Origin of the sequence: Leisingera sp. ANG-S5 (assembly GCF_000813925.1) — a bacterium.
Taxonomy (GTDB): Bacteria; Pseudomonadota; Alphaproteobacteria; order Rhodobacterales; family Rhodobacteraceae; genus Leisingera.
Window position 1 is genome coordinate 115,950 of the sequence record NZ_JWLH01000016.1, and the last position, 15,347, is coordinate 131,296.

The window sequence follows — 15,347 nt, forward strand, 5'->3', positions numbered from 1 at the left end:
GGGGCACCTTGATTAAATGGCACCTCAAATTGGCACCTTTGATATCGCAATTGCAGGCGGCGGCCCGGCCGGATCGGTGGCAGCGGTTCTGCTGACGCGTGCCGGGTTCCGCGTGGCGTTGGCCACCCTTCCACCGCGCGGGCCGCGGTACGAGGGCATGTCCAGCCGCGTCGCTGCGATCCTGGCGCGGCACGGTTTGCCGCTGGAAGGAATTGGCCCGGCAGCCCAACGCCATGTCAGCTGGGGCGCTTTCCAGGGCGGGCAGAACAGCGAGCACCTGGCCGACCGCAGCGCGTTTGATGCCGGGCTGCTGGGGGCTGCGCAGGATGCGGGCGTCAGCGTTACCTATGCGGCGGTGTCCAGTGTTCGGCCGAATGCCGGTGAAATCCGCCTGGCCGATGGCCAACGCCTGTCTGCCCGGTTGCTGCTTGAGGCCCGCGGCCGCCGCGCGCCGCGCAAGAGCTCGGATAGGGACCGTGCTGATCTAGTGGGGCCAGATACAATCTCAGTTGCCGGATTTGCACCGCCGCAGGCTGGAGGCATAGAGACACCCCGGATCGAAGCGCGGCCTGATGGCTGGGTCTGGTCGGTTCCAGTGAAACGGGACTGCCTATGGCTGCAAGCCGTGGGCAGCGCGGCTACGCTCGGCCGTAAAGGCGGCAAGGCTGCCTTGGCTGCTTTGTGGGGGACCGTACTTTCAGACATCCCCTTGCCTGCCCGTCCGTCCGTTCATGCAATTGCGCCGCGGCTGGCGGCACCGGATTTGGACCCGCTCTGCCCGCGGCTGGGCGATGCGGCGGTAGCGTTGGACCCTTTGTCGGGACACGGGATGTTCTGGGCGGTGTCCTCGGCGCTGATGGCGGTGCCCATTGCGCGGGCGCTGCTGGCTGGGGAGGCAGAACTGGCCCGCGACTTCTACCGCAACCGGGTAGCAGAGACGTTCTGGCGGCAGGCCCGGGTGGGCCGGGACTTCTACCGCGAGGCGGGATTCAGCACCTCATTCTGGCAGCAGCGCGCGGCCTGGCCGGATGACACCCCTGCCCATGACACGGACATCTACCCGCATGTGAGCAAGCGCGTGGTGGTGCAAGACGGTTTTCTAGCGCGGCGCGAGGTACTGATCACCCGGGACGCCCCCGGTGGTGCGGCCTTTACCGCCGGACAGGAGATCGTGCCTCTGCTGCGCCGCCTGACCGGCCAGCCGCTGCCGGATGCCGCCCGCTTTCACAGCACGGTTCTGCCCGAGGCGCCGCCCCAGGCGGCGCGGGCGATCCATCAATGGCTTTTATCGCAAGGCTTCACCGAGGGGGCGCAGATCCCCTGGGACACCACAAACAGGGAGACTGATTCATGCAACTACAATCCCGCGGCCTGACAGCTGCACTTCTGATGTCAGTGGCGGGCGCCATGCCTGCGCTAGCCAGTGAGGAGCTGCTGCAGAATATCTGCTCCAGCTGCCACACGGCGGAGGAAAACGGGCTGAGCCGGATCAGCGGTCAGCGCAAGACGCCCGAAGGCTGGATGATGACCATCGTCCGGATGCAGCAATCGCACGGGCTGGACATCAGCGCAGAGGACCGCCGCGCCATCGTGCAGCATCTGGCGGACACCCAGGGCCTGGCCCCCTCCGAAGCAGCGCCGTTCCGCTATGCTCTGGAGAAGGATCCAAACGCGCAGGAGAGCTTCGACGAGCCCTTCGCCTCAATGTGCTCCCGTTGCCATACCGGCGCGAGGGGGCTGCTGCAGAACCGCACCGCGGAGGAGTGGGAGCTGCATATGGATTTCCATGTCGGCCATTTCCCGACCATCGAATACCAGGCGCTTGGCCGCGACCGGGAGTGGTACAAGATCGCCCGGACCGAGATCGCAGGCTTCCTGGCGGAGCAGAATCCGCTGGAGACTGCTGCCTGGACAGATTGGCAGGCTGCGGAGAAGCAGCCGGTGGCGGGCGATTGGGTGGTGATGACCGATCTGCCCGGCATCGGTGAGGCCTATGGGAAGCTGTCGGTCACGGGCGATGCCTCGCCCTATCAGGTCAGCGGCGAGTTCGTGACGGCGGACGGCACCGTGCATCCCGCGTCCGGCCAGATGAACCTCTACACCGGCTATGAATGGCGTGCAAATCTGGACATTGGCGGCACCCCCTACCGCCAGGTGCTGGCGCTGTCGGAGGATGGAAACAGCCTGCAGGGCCGCCAGTTCGACCGCGGCAACGATGCCCTGAGCGCGCCGCTGACCGGTGTCCGGGAGGGGGCCGGCAGCGTCATCCTGGGCACAGTTCCTTCTGCCGTTCCGGCAGGGGAAGTGCAGGTACAGGTGGTTGGCACCGGACTGGAAGGTCTGGACGCCTCTGCTGGTGAGGCCACTGCGAACACCTTTGGCGCAGCGCTTTCGCTGGCAGCGGAGGGCAACGGCGTTGTCACCTTCAGCGCGGGCGGGGCAGAAGGGCAGATCGCTCATTACACCTCTGTCGACAGCCTGAAGGTGGAGCCGGAATTCACCATCGCCCGCGTCGGCGGCGGCAGCGAGGAAGGCCCGGCGGCGGTGCCTGCCTATTTCAATGCGGTTGGCATGTGGAACGGCCCTGATGGCAAAGCGGGGACCGAGGATGACGTGCGCATCGGCCGGGTTGAGGCGCAATGGACCGTGGCCAACGCGCATGAGCACGCAGCGCACATGAAAGACACTGAATTTGCAGGCGAAATGCAGGCCAGTGGCATCTTTGCGCCCGCGGTTGCCGGACCCAACCCGGACCGCCCCTTTAGCGCCAACAATGCGGGCGAGCTGACCGTGCAGGCAGAGGCGATGGGCCAGCAGGCGGAGGCGATGCTGATCGTCACCGTGCAGCGCTTCATCGACCCGCCGATCCGCTGAGACAGGGGAGAGAGACCATGAAAGACTTTCACTATCAGCCGGCCAATGCGCACCGGGTTGAGGTCGAGGGGCGGGAGGTTCTGTTCCATGTCCCCACCACCTCGATCTTCGAGATGGACGGGGTGGACCGGGATATTCTGGACTATGCCGCGCAGGAGCAGGTGTTCTCGATGGACGAGTTCGAGGCGCGGTTTGCCGCGGAGGACGCAGCGGTGCGGCTCGACGGGCTGGTGCGGCTGGATATCGTCAACGACGGCCGCCCGCTGCAGCCGGAACGGCCGCCGATCGAGATCGAGACCTTCCCGCTCACGACCATCGTTTTGAACGTCAACACCGGCTGTAACCTGGCGTGCTCCTACTGCTACAAGGAGGATCTGGCGGTGCCGTCGAAGGGCCAGAAGATGGCTTTTGACACTGCACGGAAGTCAGCGGAGATGCTGCTGGCCGAGAACCCGGACCGGGACAGCTACAACATCGTGTTCTTCGGCGGCGAGCCCCTGTCGAACCTGCCGTTGATCCGGCAGGTGGTGGACTGGGCTGAGCCGCATTTTGCGGCGCTTGGCAAGGAGGTGAACTTCAGCCTCACCACCAATGCGACACTGCTGACTGAGCCGCTGATCGATTGGCTGGACGCGCACCGCTTTGGCCTGACGGTTTCCATCGACGGGCCCAAGGCGCAGCATGACCTGAACCGCAAGACGGTTGGCGGCAAGGGCACCTATGACACGGTGGCCGCCAAGGCGCGGCTGCTGCTGTCGCGGTACACATCAAAACCGGTGGGCGCCCGCGTCACCCTGACCGCAGGCATCACCAACATTGTCGAGATCTGGGACCATCTGAAGAACGACATCGGCTTTGCCGAGGTCGGCTTTTCGCCGGTAACATCAGGTGAGATGGATGCCTTCAACCTCAACGGCGCCGAACTGCTGGAGGTCTTCGAGGGGATGAAGTCCCTAGGCCGCCGCTATGCCGAGGAGGCGCTGCAGGGCCGCAACATCGGCTTTTCCAACATGCATCAGATGATGAACGACCTCTATGAGGGGCGCTCCAAGGCGCTGCCCTGCGGGGCCGGGGTTGGGATGCTGGCAGTGAACCACGATGGCGCGCTGAACCTTTGCCACCGGTTCACCGGCTCGGAAATGGACCAGTTCGGCACCGTCGACGAGGGCATCAAGCGCAAAGAACTGTCGGGCTTCATCAAGGCGCGGTCTGACCGCACTGAGAAGGGCTGCGCCACCTGCCGGATCCGCAACCTGTGCGCGGGCGGCTGCTACCACGAGAGCTATGCCCATTTCAGCGACCCGATGATGCCCACCTATCACTACTGCGACCTGATGCGCGACTGGATCGACTTTGGCGTCGCCGCCTATGCCCGGCTGATCACCCAGGCACCGCAGTTCTTTCACCACCATGTTGCGCCGAGGAGGGCGTTTGGAAAATGAAACCGCTCAATCAGAAAGCCGAACGCGTTCAGCAGGCCGCGGCCGAAGGCCAGATGGACGAGGTCCGCGCGATGCAGACCGTGACTGCCGGATGCGCCACCACATTCGATCCGGGCTGGGAGGTTGATCCCTTTGGCGGGCTGGCCGCGCTGTGCCAGCCGATGGAGGCGGACCTTTACGGCTGCTCCGACCCCTGCTGGTGGCCTGCGCAGGTGCCCGACATCATGGTCAACCACCCGAACTGGGACGAGGGCGCGCCCAATGCCGCCAAGGACTGGCGCGCGCTTGGCGCCACCTATCCCACCGATGCCGAAACCTGAGGAGACCCGCATCATGAAATCCGCGCTTTTTGCTGCTGCCGCGTTTTGCGCGTCAGCCCTGCCGCTGGCCGCTGGCGACCTTCTGGTGACGGTGGCCCGGCCCTCCAACCTCTATGTCTTTGACGCCGAAGACCGCTCGGTCAAGGCCGACTGCGACCTGGGGGCGAATGTGACGCCCGGTGTGATTGCCATGTCGCCGGACAACCGCATCGCCTATGTGCTGCTGAACCATTGGCAGGATGTGGTCGGGGTGGATATCGAGACCTGCGAAAAGGTCTTTCACGCCGCCCAGTCGGAGGGCGATGTGACCCGCCGCTCCTTGGCGTCGCTGGCGGTCTCCAAGGACGGCAGCCAGATCTACACGGTGCGCAATCCGGTGCGCAAGAAAACCGACCGCTACGAAGTGATGCAGCCGGAGTTTGCCGTCTATGACGCGGGCGCCGGGCTGGAGGCCACGCCGTCCGCCACCTATGAGGCGCCGCGGCGGTCCACCCTGATGGCGAGCGACCGCAACGGCCAGGTTTATGTCGCAGGGCATGAGATCTACCGGGTCGATCCCGGCACTGGCGAGACCGAGGTGGCGATTGCCAATGCCAGCTGGGACCGCCCCACATACAGCCCGCCCGATGTGCTGGCCTTCTGGCCGACCGGCAGCCAGAACGACGAGATGCTGCTGATGTATACGGCGGCGGTCTTTACAGACGAAACTCAGCAGGAAATGGCGGATTTCGTCTGGGGCTACCAGTCGGTTGATCTGAACAGCGGAGAGACCGAGATCGCCGATTTTGCCTCTTTCGAGGTGCTGATGTTCTCGGCTGTGCGCAGCGCGGTGGATCCCAAACACCTCTATGGCGTCTATACCCAGCTGTCCAAGCACAACCTGGAAACCCAGGAGCTGGTCAAGCGGGTGGACCTGCCGCACACCTATTACGTCATCAATGTCTCCAGCGACGGGAAGGAAATCTATGTCGCGGGCACCAATGACGACATTGGCATCTACGACAGCGAGACACTGGACCGCGTGGGCGAGATCCGGATCCCGTCGGGCGGGGATATGTCCGTCTCCACCCTGCATGTCGTGCCGCAGGGATGAACAGGCCTGCTGCCAAACTCTCCCCCCAGCCGGGCGGTGCTGCTGCCCGGGACTGGCCGCGCCTGCCTTCACGCGTTGGCGCCGCACTTTTCACGCCCGCCACTGCGAGGTGGCTGCTGCCGCTGTTGCGCCCGCACCGGCGGCGGCTGGCGGTTCTCCTGCTGATCAGCTTTGCCGCTGCCGCGCTTGGCCTGCTGCCGCCCTATATCAGCAAGCTGGTCATTGACAGCGGGCTAATGGCGGGAGATGCCGCGCAGCTGGTGATCTGGTCCGCGGCGCTGTTTGCGGTTGGCCTGCTGGCGACCGGCACCGGTGCGCTCAGCAATATACTGCACATGCGGGCCTCGGTCCGGATGCTGGCGCGGATGCGGCAGCGGCTGCTGTCGCGGCTGTCCGCCAAGCCGGTCGGCTGGTTTGCTGGCCAGCGCGCGGGTGAGCTACTGGCGCGGATTGATGGCGACGCGGCGGAAGTACAGAAATTTGCGTTCAACGCGGTGCTGAGCGGCTCCTCGGCACTGATCCGGCTGATTGGCGGCTCCATGATGCTGATGGTGCTGGACTGGCGGCTGGGGCTGCTGACGGCGCTTCTGGCACCTGCGGAGCTGGCCTTTCTGATCTGGGCGCGGCCCCGGACCGAGCGCCACGCGGCAGCGGTGCGCGAGATGCAGGGGCAGTATGCGGCGGGGCTGTCCGAGACGCTGTTCGGCCTGCCCGCGCTGCAGGCCGCGCGTGGTGCAGAATGGGCGCAGCGGCGCAGCCTGCGGGATCATGCCGGACTGAGCCAGAAGCTGATTTCACAAAACCTTTGGAGCGAGTTCACCCGCGCAGTACCGGTGCTGTTGTCGGCGCTGACACGCTCCGCGATTTTTCTGGCGGGCGGCCTGATGGTGATCCGCGGCCAGTGGCCATTGGGCTCGCTGATCGCCTTTATCGCCTATATGGGATTTATGACCGGGCCGATGCAGTCTCTGCTGGGACTGTGGCACGCACAGGCGCGGGTCAAGGTGGCCGCGGCACGGCTGGATGCGGTGATGCAATCACCCTCTGCCCCTTCTAACCGTTTCTCTCCTTCCGGCTATGGTCTGCAATTAGACAATGTAACCGTTTCTCGCGGTAACACCCCTCCTCTGGGTCCGCTCACCCTGAGCATTCCCGAGGGTGCCAGAGTGGCCCTGAAGGGGGCCAGCGGTTCGGGCAAGACGTCGCTCCTGGCTGTACTATGCGGGCGGGCACAGCCCTTGGCCGGACATGTCGCTCTGGGCGGCGCGGACTTGCGCCTGCTTGGCGGGGACAGCCTGCCTGACCGTGTAGCCCATACCGGGCAGCGGCCCTTCACTGTGCGGGCCAGTCTGCGCGGCAACCTGTTCCAAAGCCGCGCCTTCTGGGCCAAGCCTGAGAATGAAGCGCGGGTGTGGGAGCTGCTGGAGCTATTCGGCCTGGCGGACAGGTTCCGCGGTCCTGAAGGCCTTGACACGATGCTGGGCGAAGGCGGGCTGACACTGTCAGGCGGTGAACGCCAGCGGTTGTGTTTACTGCGGGCGCTGCTGACGCCGTTTGATATCCTGATCCTGGATGAGGCACTGTCGGAGGTGGATCCTACCACTGCGACTCGGATCCTGGCCTATATCGATGAGGCCTTTACCTGCACCACCCGCATCCTGACCGCCCACGGCGGTGCGGCGGCGAGCGGGAAATTCGATTTGGTGATCGAATTGGCAGAGGTGAAGTCATGACACGCGCACCGTTGATAGCGCTGATTGACGGGCCGCTGGCTGCGGATGCTCCGGGCTTCGCAGGCCGAGCGGATATCTGCGCCATGCACCCGAGAGCGGCAGAAAGCCCGGCGGCACTGCATGCCAGCTGCATGGCCGCTGCCATCCACGCAAATGCAACAGGCGCGCGGATCCTTGGGCTCAGCATCTTTGCGGGCCGCTTGTCCACCTCTCTTGCCAACGTGGCGGAGGCGCTGCACCGGGCCGCGGTGTCGGAAGCGGAGATCGTTCACTGTTCCTTTGGTCATGGTAAGTCCAGTCCGCTGATGGATGAGGCGGTAGCAGCGGTTCTGGCAGCGGGAAAGCTGCTGGTCGCCTCTGCCCCGGCGCGTGGCACGCCGGTTTATCCGGCAGGGTGCGCGGGCGTGGTATCCGTGCAAGGCGATGCCCGCTGCAACAGCAGCCAATGGTCGCTGTTGAACTTGCCGGGCGCACAATACGGCGCCTGCCCCGTCACCTCTGGCGTTCCGGTCCGGGGTGCCAGCCTGGCAGCGGCGCATTTCACCGGGCTGCTGGCCCGGGCCTGCATGAGCGGCGGCATTGAGAACATGCTGCAAAACCCGTCCTTCACCGGCCGGGAACGCATCGGGACAGGAGGCCCGCAGGCCGCATGATCTGCTTTGACAACTGGAACAGCACGCTGCGCGCCAATTGCGGCCACTATTATGCGACCCCGGATCGGGCCTCAGGAAATTGGGCGGGATCGTTTGACCTTCACCGGCGCAGCGGCATTGATGTGGCCGAAATCCGCTGCCTGCCGGCCCGGATTGAGCGCACCCGCAAGGGTATTCTGCGCGACGATCAGGAGCATTTCTTTTTGCTGCGCCAGCTGGAAGGGGAAACCGGCATCCTGCACGCGGGCCGCGAGACCCTACTGAGACCCGGGGATTTTCTGCTGCTCGACTCCACCCGCGCGGCGGAGCTGAGCATCAGTGGCGGGCCTGCCGCCTTTCTGTCGGCGCATCTGCCGCGGGCGCTGGTGCTGGAGCGGCGCAGGGATATACCCGCAGCAGGCTGCAAGATCACCCCGGCGCATCCGCTGCACGCCAGTCTGTGCGGGCTGCTGGATACAAAGGGCGCAGTCGACAACGCAGAATATATCTTTGATTTAGTGCTGCTGGCCTTTGCCGACGGCCCTCACTCGGGGGCGGGCAATTTGGGCAGCCGCAAGAACCGGTTTCGGCTGGTGCGCGAGACGCTGGAGCTGCTGAGCACCGACCCGGGGCTGACAGTGGACGCGCTGGCCGCCCGCACCGGGCTGTCGCGGCGACAGTTGCAACGCGAGTTTCAGGACAACGGCACCACTTTCACCGGCTGCCTGACCCACGCAAGGCTTGCAGTGGTGGCGGCTAAGCTGCGCCACGCGGCGCGGCAGGGCGTCCGGGTGCCGATTGCCCAGATCGCCTATGGCGCTGGGTTCGGCGATATTTCCCATTTCAACCGCAGCTTCCGTCAACAGTTCGGCTGTTCGCCGCGCGGGTTCCTTGGCAGCTGCAATCGCTGCGGATTTTTGGCGCAGGACGCAAACTCTTTGGCACCGGTGCCCAAGACCGCGCCGCCGGGCCGTGCTTGTCTTCTTCAATCACACCCGGCTGACGGATAATCAGGGAGAACGGCAATGGACTATGGCATGCTGGTCAACGGCGAACAGGTTTCGGCGGAGCGCATGATCGAGGTGATCAACCCGGCAACGGAGGAGGTGTTTGCCCACGTGCCGCATGCCTCCGAGGCCCAGATGGAGCAGGCGGTGGCCGCCGCCAAGGCGGCCCAGAAGGCCTGGGCGGAAACTCCAATGGCCGAGCGGCGCGCCAAGGTCGAGGCGCTGGCTGCCGCCATCGGCGAGGAAACCGATGAGCTGGCACGGCTGATCACATTGGAGCAGGGCAAGCCGCTGCCTGAGGCGCAGGGCGAAGTCGCTTGGTCGCAAGGTTATCTGGCGCATACAGCCACGCTGGAGCTGCCGGACCGGGTCATTCAGGACGACGAGGAGTTCCGGGTCGAGACCCGGCACAAGCCGCTGGGCGTGGTGGCGGGCATCATCGCCTGGAACTTCCCGCTGCTTCTATGCTGCTGGAAGATCGGGCCTGCGCTGATGGCGGGCAATGCCATTGTGCTGAAGCCCGCGCCGACCACCCCGGTCACGGCACTGAAGCTGGGCGAGATCTGCGCGCGGATCTTCCCGGCGGGGCTGGTGAACATCATCACCGATGCCAATGACCTTGGCCCCAAGCTGACGGCTCATCCGGATGTGGCCAAGATCGGCTTTACCGGCTCGTCCGAGACCGGCAAGCGGATCATGGCGAGTGCGGCGGACACCATGAAGCGGGTTACGCTGGAGATGGGCGGCAACGATCCGGCCATCGTGCTGCCGGATGTGGACGTGAAGGCGGTGGCCGAGAAGGTCTATGGCGGGGCGTTCCTGAATGCCGGGCAGGTCTGCCTCGCGGTGAAACGCGCCTATGTGCACAGCGAAATCTATGAGGAGTTCTGCGCCGAGCTGGCGGCGCTGGCCGAACAGGCAGTGGTCGATGACGGCATGAAGCAGGGGACGACCATTGGCCCGATCCAGAACAAAGCGCAGTTTGAGAAGATTAAGGGGTTCCTGGAGGACGCCCGCGCCTGCGGCCGGATTATTGCGGGCGGGGCGGCCAAGGACGGTCCGGGCTATTTCGTGCCCCCCACTATTGTGCGCGATGTGACCGACGGGCAGAAAATCGTCGATGAGGAGCAGTTCGGCCCGGTGCTGCCAGTGATCCGCTTTGACGACATTGGCGACGTGATCGCCCGCGCCAACGCGTCCGACTACGGGCTGGGCGGGTCGGTGCATTCCGCCGATACCACCAAGGCGACCGAGATTGCCGGGCGCATCGAATCCGGCACCATCTGGGTCAACCAGCAGCTGAACATCGGCCCGCATATCCCGATGGCGGGTTTCAAGGGCTCTGGCCTCGGCGTCGAACAATCGGTCGAGGGGCTGGCGGAATACACCCAGATGCAGGTGATCAACGTCGCCCGCGGCTGATCCCATTTTAGCACCCGGCCGGGCTGCCGCCGCGGCGGCCCGGTCCGCTTCATCAGCAGAGACTGACCATGACTGACCCGCAAACCGATCCCACCGCCCCGATTGACGGCCTCTCGCATGTGCATGGGCCGGATGAGCCGCCGCTGCAGCATATCACCATCCCGGCGCTGCTGCGGCAGGCGGTGGAGCAGCACGGCAGCCGTGAGGCGCTGGTGTTCACGGATGCCGGCATCCGGATGACCTATGCGGAGCTGGCCCGGAAGGCGGATGAACTGGCCGCGGGCCTGCTGGAGCTCGGGGTTGCGAAGGGCGACCGGGTCGGCATCTGGTCCCCCAACCGCTGCGAATGGGTGCTGACCCAGTTCGCCACCGCCCGGATCGGCGCCATACTTGTGACGATCAACCCGGCATACCGGCTGGCGGAACTGGAATACGCGCTCAACAAGACCGGTTGCAAAGTGCTGATCGCGGCAGAAAGTTTCAAGAATTCCGACTACCTGGGCATGATCCGCGAACTGGCACCCGAGCTGGCCGCCGGTCCGCTGTCTCCAGTACGGCTGCCTGCCTTGCGCTATGCGGTGGTGATGGCGGCAGATACTGGCCCAGGCGTTCTGTCTTTTGAAACCGTGCAGGAGTTAGGTGCGGGTGCGGACACCGCAGAGCTGGACACAATCAGTGCGGGGCTGAAACCGGAGGAGGCGATCAATATCCAGTTCACCTCCGGAACCACCGGGTTGCCCAAAGGGGCGACTCTGACGCATTTCAATATCGTCAACAACGCCCGTTTTGTTACAGACCGCATCAAACTGACCGAAGCCGACCGGCTGCTAATCCCTGTGCCGCTCTACCATTGCTTCGGCATGGTGATGGGCGTGCTCGGCGCGGTTTCAAAAGGTGCCACGATGATTTTTCCAGGGGAAGCGTTCGAACCGGGCTCCGTCCTGGAGGCCGCCGCCGCGGAACACGCAACCGCGCTTTACGGCGTGCCGACAATGTTTGTCGCCATGCTGCAGGAGCTGGATCAAAACCCGCGGGATATTGCCAGTCTTCGCACCGGGATCATGGCAGGCGCCCCCTGCCCCATCGAGATTATGCACCGGGTCAACCGCGACATGCACATGCAAGAGGTGACGATTTGCTACGGTATGACCGAAACCGCGCCGGTCTCCTTTCAAAGCTTCACCACCGACCCAACAGAGAAACGCTGCACCACCGTGGGCCGGGTGCATCCGCATTTGGAGGTGAAGGCTGTGGATGCTGAGGGCCGAACCGTGCCAGCGGGTGAACAGGGTGAACTGCTGGTGCGCGGTTATTCCGTGATGGAGAGTTACTGGGACGATCCAGCTGCTACCGAGGCTGCGCAAGCGGACGGTTGGATGCGCACCGGCGACCTGGCCACCATCGATACAGAGGGATTTTGCAGCATTACCGGCCGCATCAAGGACATGATTATCCGCGGGGGAGAGAACATCTATCCGCGCGAAATCGAAGAATTCATGCTCCGCCACCCGGAAGTTGGTGATGCACAGGTTTTTGGCGTGCCGGACCAAAGATTCGGTGAACAGGTTTGCGCCTGGATCGTTCCTGCCACCGGCGCCAGCCTTACTGAGGATCAAATCCTGACGCATTGCCGTGGCCAGATAGCACATTTCAAGGTCCCGCATTATGTGCGGATCGTGGCGGAACTCCCTATGACCGTCACAGGCAAACCGCAAAAATTCAAAATGCGCGAAGCCATGGTGCAGCAGCTGGCTTTGTCTTGAAACACGCAACGACGAAAACCAAAGCCAGCTGATAATCGACCAGCAGAACGCGGACCTCAGGACAGGTTTGGAACTTGTAGAGATATGAAGTGCAAGTTGCAGGGAAGAAAAGTGCCTTCGAGGCGAGCTAGGTAAGTCAAAACCGGCATCACAAGAGTCCGCTTGGCGATCAAAGCTGTGGAAGTGGTAACGCCGAACAGTTTGGAATGTGAGAATTCAGCTCCGAAGCCCGCGCCATCGCTTCCACAACAAACCTTGGTTCGCGATATGGTGACATGAATATTTTCGAATGGGCATGCAAAGGCCCGTAAATCTTAGGATCCAGAAACTACTTAAGGGCAAGACCCGCCGAATGCGCAGCAATCCAATCGAACACCAAGTTCGGGCCGCGCAGGCGGCTTGAGTAATCGCGCGACATGACATAGCCCGCATCGCTGGGCACGACGTCCTTCGTTACCTGCACCAGTCTGCCGTCCTCCAGCAGATTATCAATCAATCCCAGCCACCCAAGCGCAATGCCGTCGCCGGCCACCGCCGACTGCACCACCATGTCGTAGTTGTTGAAGCTTATGTAGTTCTTGGAGCGTTCCCCTGCGATGCCAAGCCGGTCGAACCAGCCCTGCCAGGTCTGCCATTCCGCTGAGGCCGGTTTCGACAGGCTGAGAAGGTGGCAGTCCAGCAGTTTGGCAGAAGCGGCAATGGGGCCGTGGTTTTCAAGATAGGCAGGGCTGCTGACCGCCGTGACCCGTTCTTGCAACAGCATGACATCGCCGTCCGCCATGCTGCTGCGCGGGGCGACGTGGATCTTGATGTCGCAATCATCGCCGTAATCATCCGGCGGCACCTGTGCCGCAAGGATCTGGATCTCGATCTCATCCCCCAGCTCGGCCCGCAAATGCGACAATCGCGGCAGCAGCCAGAAACTGGAAAAGGCAAAATCCGCTGAAATCCGAACCCTTGGCCGCGACTTGCGCTCCATCAGAGAAGAGACCGAGTTGCCCATTTGCGTCATTGCCGGACGCACCACGTTCAACAGCCGCACGCCTTCATTGGTCAGCGACACGCCGCGGTGCTCACGCCGGAACAGAGCAATGCCCAGTTCCGTCTCCAAGCCCTTGATTTTCTGGGATACAGCAGACTGCGTCAGCCCCAGCGCCTCGGCCGCGCCTGTGAAGTTTCCATGCCGGGCCACCAGGTCGAAGGTGTGCAGCGCGACCAAGTAATAGCTCAGCTTCCTATTAATTCCGCTAATGTCACTCATAAATTATTGCCTACTGCAAAAGGGGAAATTTTTATAACAAAAAATGCCCTGCGTAAGTTCTGCTAAGGCCGTAGCCCCGGCGGCGTCAACCGGCAGATCAACAAAGACAGGGAAAATACATGTCAATAAAACCTCCTTTAACGGATTTGCCGATCGGCACATCCGACAGCGGATTCTACCGGGGCTTTAGCCAGATCGTTACCATTTCCTCCAAGCTGATGATCGGTGGGCTGGTGGTCTGGGCCATTGCCTTTCCCGAACAGTCGGGAGCAGTACTGAACTCGATCAACGGCTTCATACTTGCCTCCTTCGGCGCCTGGTATATCTGGACCGTGGCGCTGTTTGTGCTGTGTTGCATCGCACTGGCAATCTGGCCGACTGCCGGACGGCTCAAGCTGGGCCAGCAGGGCGACGCACCCGAGTTCTCCAACTTCTCCTGGTTCTCGATGATGTTCGGCGCAGGTATCGGGGTCGGCATGCTAACCTGGGCGGTGGCCGAGCCGATCTACCACTGGAACAACAACCCGGAAGTGATCCAGGGCCTGACCAATGGCGGCACCGCGGACAATATCCGCATGGCTTACAAGTGGTCTTTCCTGCATTGGGGCCTGGGCGCCTGGGCCTGCTATGCCATTGCCGGGCTGGCGCTGGGATTCTTCAGCTACCGCCGCGGCCTGCCGCTGACCATGCGCTCCTCGCTTACGCCGCTGTTCGGCGCCCGCCTCTCCGGCTCCATCGGCCATCTGGTGGATATCGTCGCCGTTGTCGCCACCATCCTCGGCGTGGCGCAGACCCTGGGCTTCGGGGTGGAGCAGTTTGTCTCCGGCCTTACCCGTATCGGCATTACCGGGCTGACCAATGACGCAGGCACCGCCAACACCACCGGCGTGCTGGTGGCCATCGTGGTGATTATGGCCGCCTCCACCGCCTCGGCGCTGTCGGGCGTCGGCAAGGGCATCAAATGGCTGTCCAACTTGAACATGGTGCTGAGCATCGCGCTCTTGAGCTTCTTCCTGCTGTTCGGCTCCACCTTCTTTGGCCTCCAGGCGCTGGTCGTTGGCCTTTGGGATTACTTGATTGCTCTCCCGGACATGAGCTTCCGCGTCTGGACCGGTGACGGAAACCCGGACAGCGTCGCATCGAAACTGGAAGGCTGGCAGGGCGGCTGGTCGGTGTTCTATTGGGCCTGGTGGATCGCCTTTGCGCCCTTTGTCGGCTTGTTCCTGGCCCGCATATCCAAGGGCCGCACGATCCGCGAGTTCGTGCTTGGCGCGATGATCGTGCCGTCGCTGATGTGTTTCGTCTGGTTCACCTGGGCCGGCGGCACAGCCATCGACCTGGAACTGCAGGGCGGCGCAGGCGGCCAAATCTCCGGCGCACCGGATGGCGACAAGATCTTCGCCATGGTACAATACATGCTGTCGCCTTGGCTGGGCTGGGCGATGTCTGTGATGATCGTGGTTCTGCTGATGACCTACCTGGTGACCACGGCTGACAGTGCGGTGCTGATCGTCAACACCATCAACGCCGCCGGCGACGAAGGCCCCAAGGCCCGCCCGCATATCCTGTTCTGGGGTGTGGCGCTGGGTGCGGTGGTCACGGCGCTCTTGCTGGTCGGTGGCCTGAAGGCAATCCAGACCGCGATGGTGATCGGCGCCCTGCCCTTCTCGGTGGTGATGGTGCTGCAATGCGCGGCGCTGATCAAGGCGATCTACAACGACGGCCGCCGAGCCCAAGCAGGCGTGGCCGCCACGGCAACCCAGGAGCCCGCTGAATAAGGCATCTCCCCAGGGGCGGCGG

12 protein-coding genes are annotated in these 15,347 nt (G+C 63.5%); 11 read left to right on the top strand and 1 reads right to left on the bottom strand.

The window, feature by feature from the left end; all coding sequences use genetic code 11:
• The first annotated feature begins 16 nt into the window (after nt 1–16).
• The 10 genes from qhpG to RA25_RS19155 all read left to right on the top strand — a co-directional run bounded on the left by qhpG (nt 17) and on the right by RA25_RS19155 (nt 12,286).
• Nucleotides 17–1,375 (top strand): flavin-dependent monooxygenase QhpG, encoded by a 1,359-nt coding sequence (qhpG, locus tag RA25_RS19110; protein ID WP_039174464.1) that lies wholly within the window; start codon nt 17–19, stop codon nt 1,373–1,375.
• Nucleotides 1,351–2,874, top strand: coding sequence for a quinohemoprotein amine dehydrogenase subunit alpha (gene peaA / locus RA25_RS19115; protein WP_039174465.1), 1,524 nt, complete (start codon nt 1,351–1,353; stop codon nt 2,872–2,874). The genes qhpG and peaA overlap by 25 nt, the downstream gene beginning before the upstream one ends.
• 17 nt (nt 2,875–2,891) lie before the next feature.
• A complete protein-coding gene (gene peaB / locus RA25_RS19120; protein ID WP_039174466.1) occupies nt 2,892–4,316 on the top strand; it encodes a quinohemoprotein amine dehydrogenase maturation protein in 1,425 nt (474 codons plus the stop codon).
• Nucleotides 4,313–4,636, top strand: coding sequence for a quinohemoprotein amine dehydrogenase subunit gamma (gene qhpC, locus RA25_RS19125; protein ID WP_019297900.1), 324 nt, complete (start codon nt 4,313–4,315; stop codon nt 4,634–4,636). Before peaB ends, qhpC begins: the two co-directional genes overlap by 4 nt.
• Before the next feature lie 13 nt (nt 4,637–4,649).
• Nucleotides 4,650–5,729, top strand: coding sequence for a quinohemoprotein amine dehydrogenase subunit beta (gene peaD, locus RA25_RS19130; RefSeq protein ID WP_019297901.1), 1,080 nt, complete (start codon nt 4,650–4,652; stop codon nt 5,727–5,729).
• The gene (locus RA25_RS19135; RefSeq protein WP_052254302.1) at nt 5,726–7,462 is read left to right on the top strand and encodes an ABC transporter ATP-binding protein; all 1,737 of its coding nucleotides are present in this window, start codon (nt 5,726–5,728) and stop codon (nt 7,460–7,462) included. Before peaD ends, RA25_RS19135 begins: the two co-directional genes overlap by 4 nt.
• Nucleotides 7,459–8,115 (top strand): hypothetical protein, encoded by a 657-nt coding sequence (locus RA25_RS19140; RefSeq protein WP_019297903.1) that lies wholly within the window; start codon nt 7,459–7,461, stop codon nt 8,113–8,115. Before RA25_RS19135 ends, RA25_RS19140 begins: the two co-directional genes overlap by 4 nt.
• Nucleotides 8,112–9,104: a helix-turn-helix domain-containing protein gene (locus RA25_RS19145; protein ID WP_039174468.1), complete on the top strand. Its 993-nt coding sequence runs from the start codon at nt 8,112–8,114 to the stop codon at nt 9,102–9,104. The genes RA25_RS19140 and RA25_RS19145 overlap by 4 nt, the downstream gene beginning before the upstream one ends.
• 15 nt (nt 9,105–9,119) lie before the next feature.
• Complete coding sequence (locus RA25_RS19150) at nt 9,120–10,523, top strand: aldehyde dehydrogenase family protein (RefSeq protein ID WP_039174469.1); 1,404 nt, start codon at nt 9,120–9,122, stop codon at nt 10,521–10,523.
• Between the two features lie 68 nt (nt 10,524–10,591).
• Nucleotides 10,592–12,286, top strand: coding sequence for an AMP-binding protein (locus RA25_RS19155; RefSeq protein ID WP_039174470.1), 1,695 nt, complete (start codon nt 10,592–10,594; stop codon nt 12,284–12,286).
• Between the two features lie 328 nt (nt 12,287–12,614).
• Here RA25_RS19155 and RA25_RS19160 read toward each other — a convergent pair whose 3' ends face one another.
• Entirely contained in the window at nt 12,615–13,547 is a 933-nt protein-coding gene (locus RA25_RS19160) for a LysR family transcriptional regulator (RefSeq protein WP_082008969.1), read from the bottom strand.
• Nucleotides 13,548–13,666: 119 nt separating this feature from the next.
• On the opposite strand from RA25_RS19160, the gene RA25_RS19165 reads away from it, so the two are divergent.
• Nucleotides 13,667–15,325, top strand: a complete 1,659-nt coding sequence (locus RA25_RS19165; protein WP_039174471.1) for a BCCT family transporter — start codon at nt 13,667–13,669, stop codon at nt 15,323–15,325.
• The last annotated feature ends 22 nt before the right edge of the window (nt 15,326–15,347 follow it).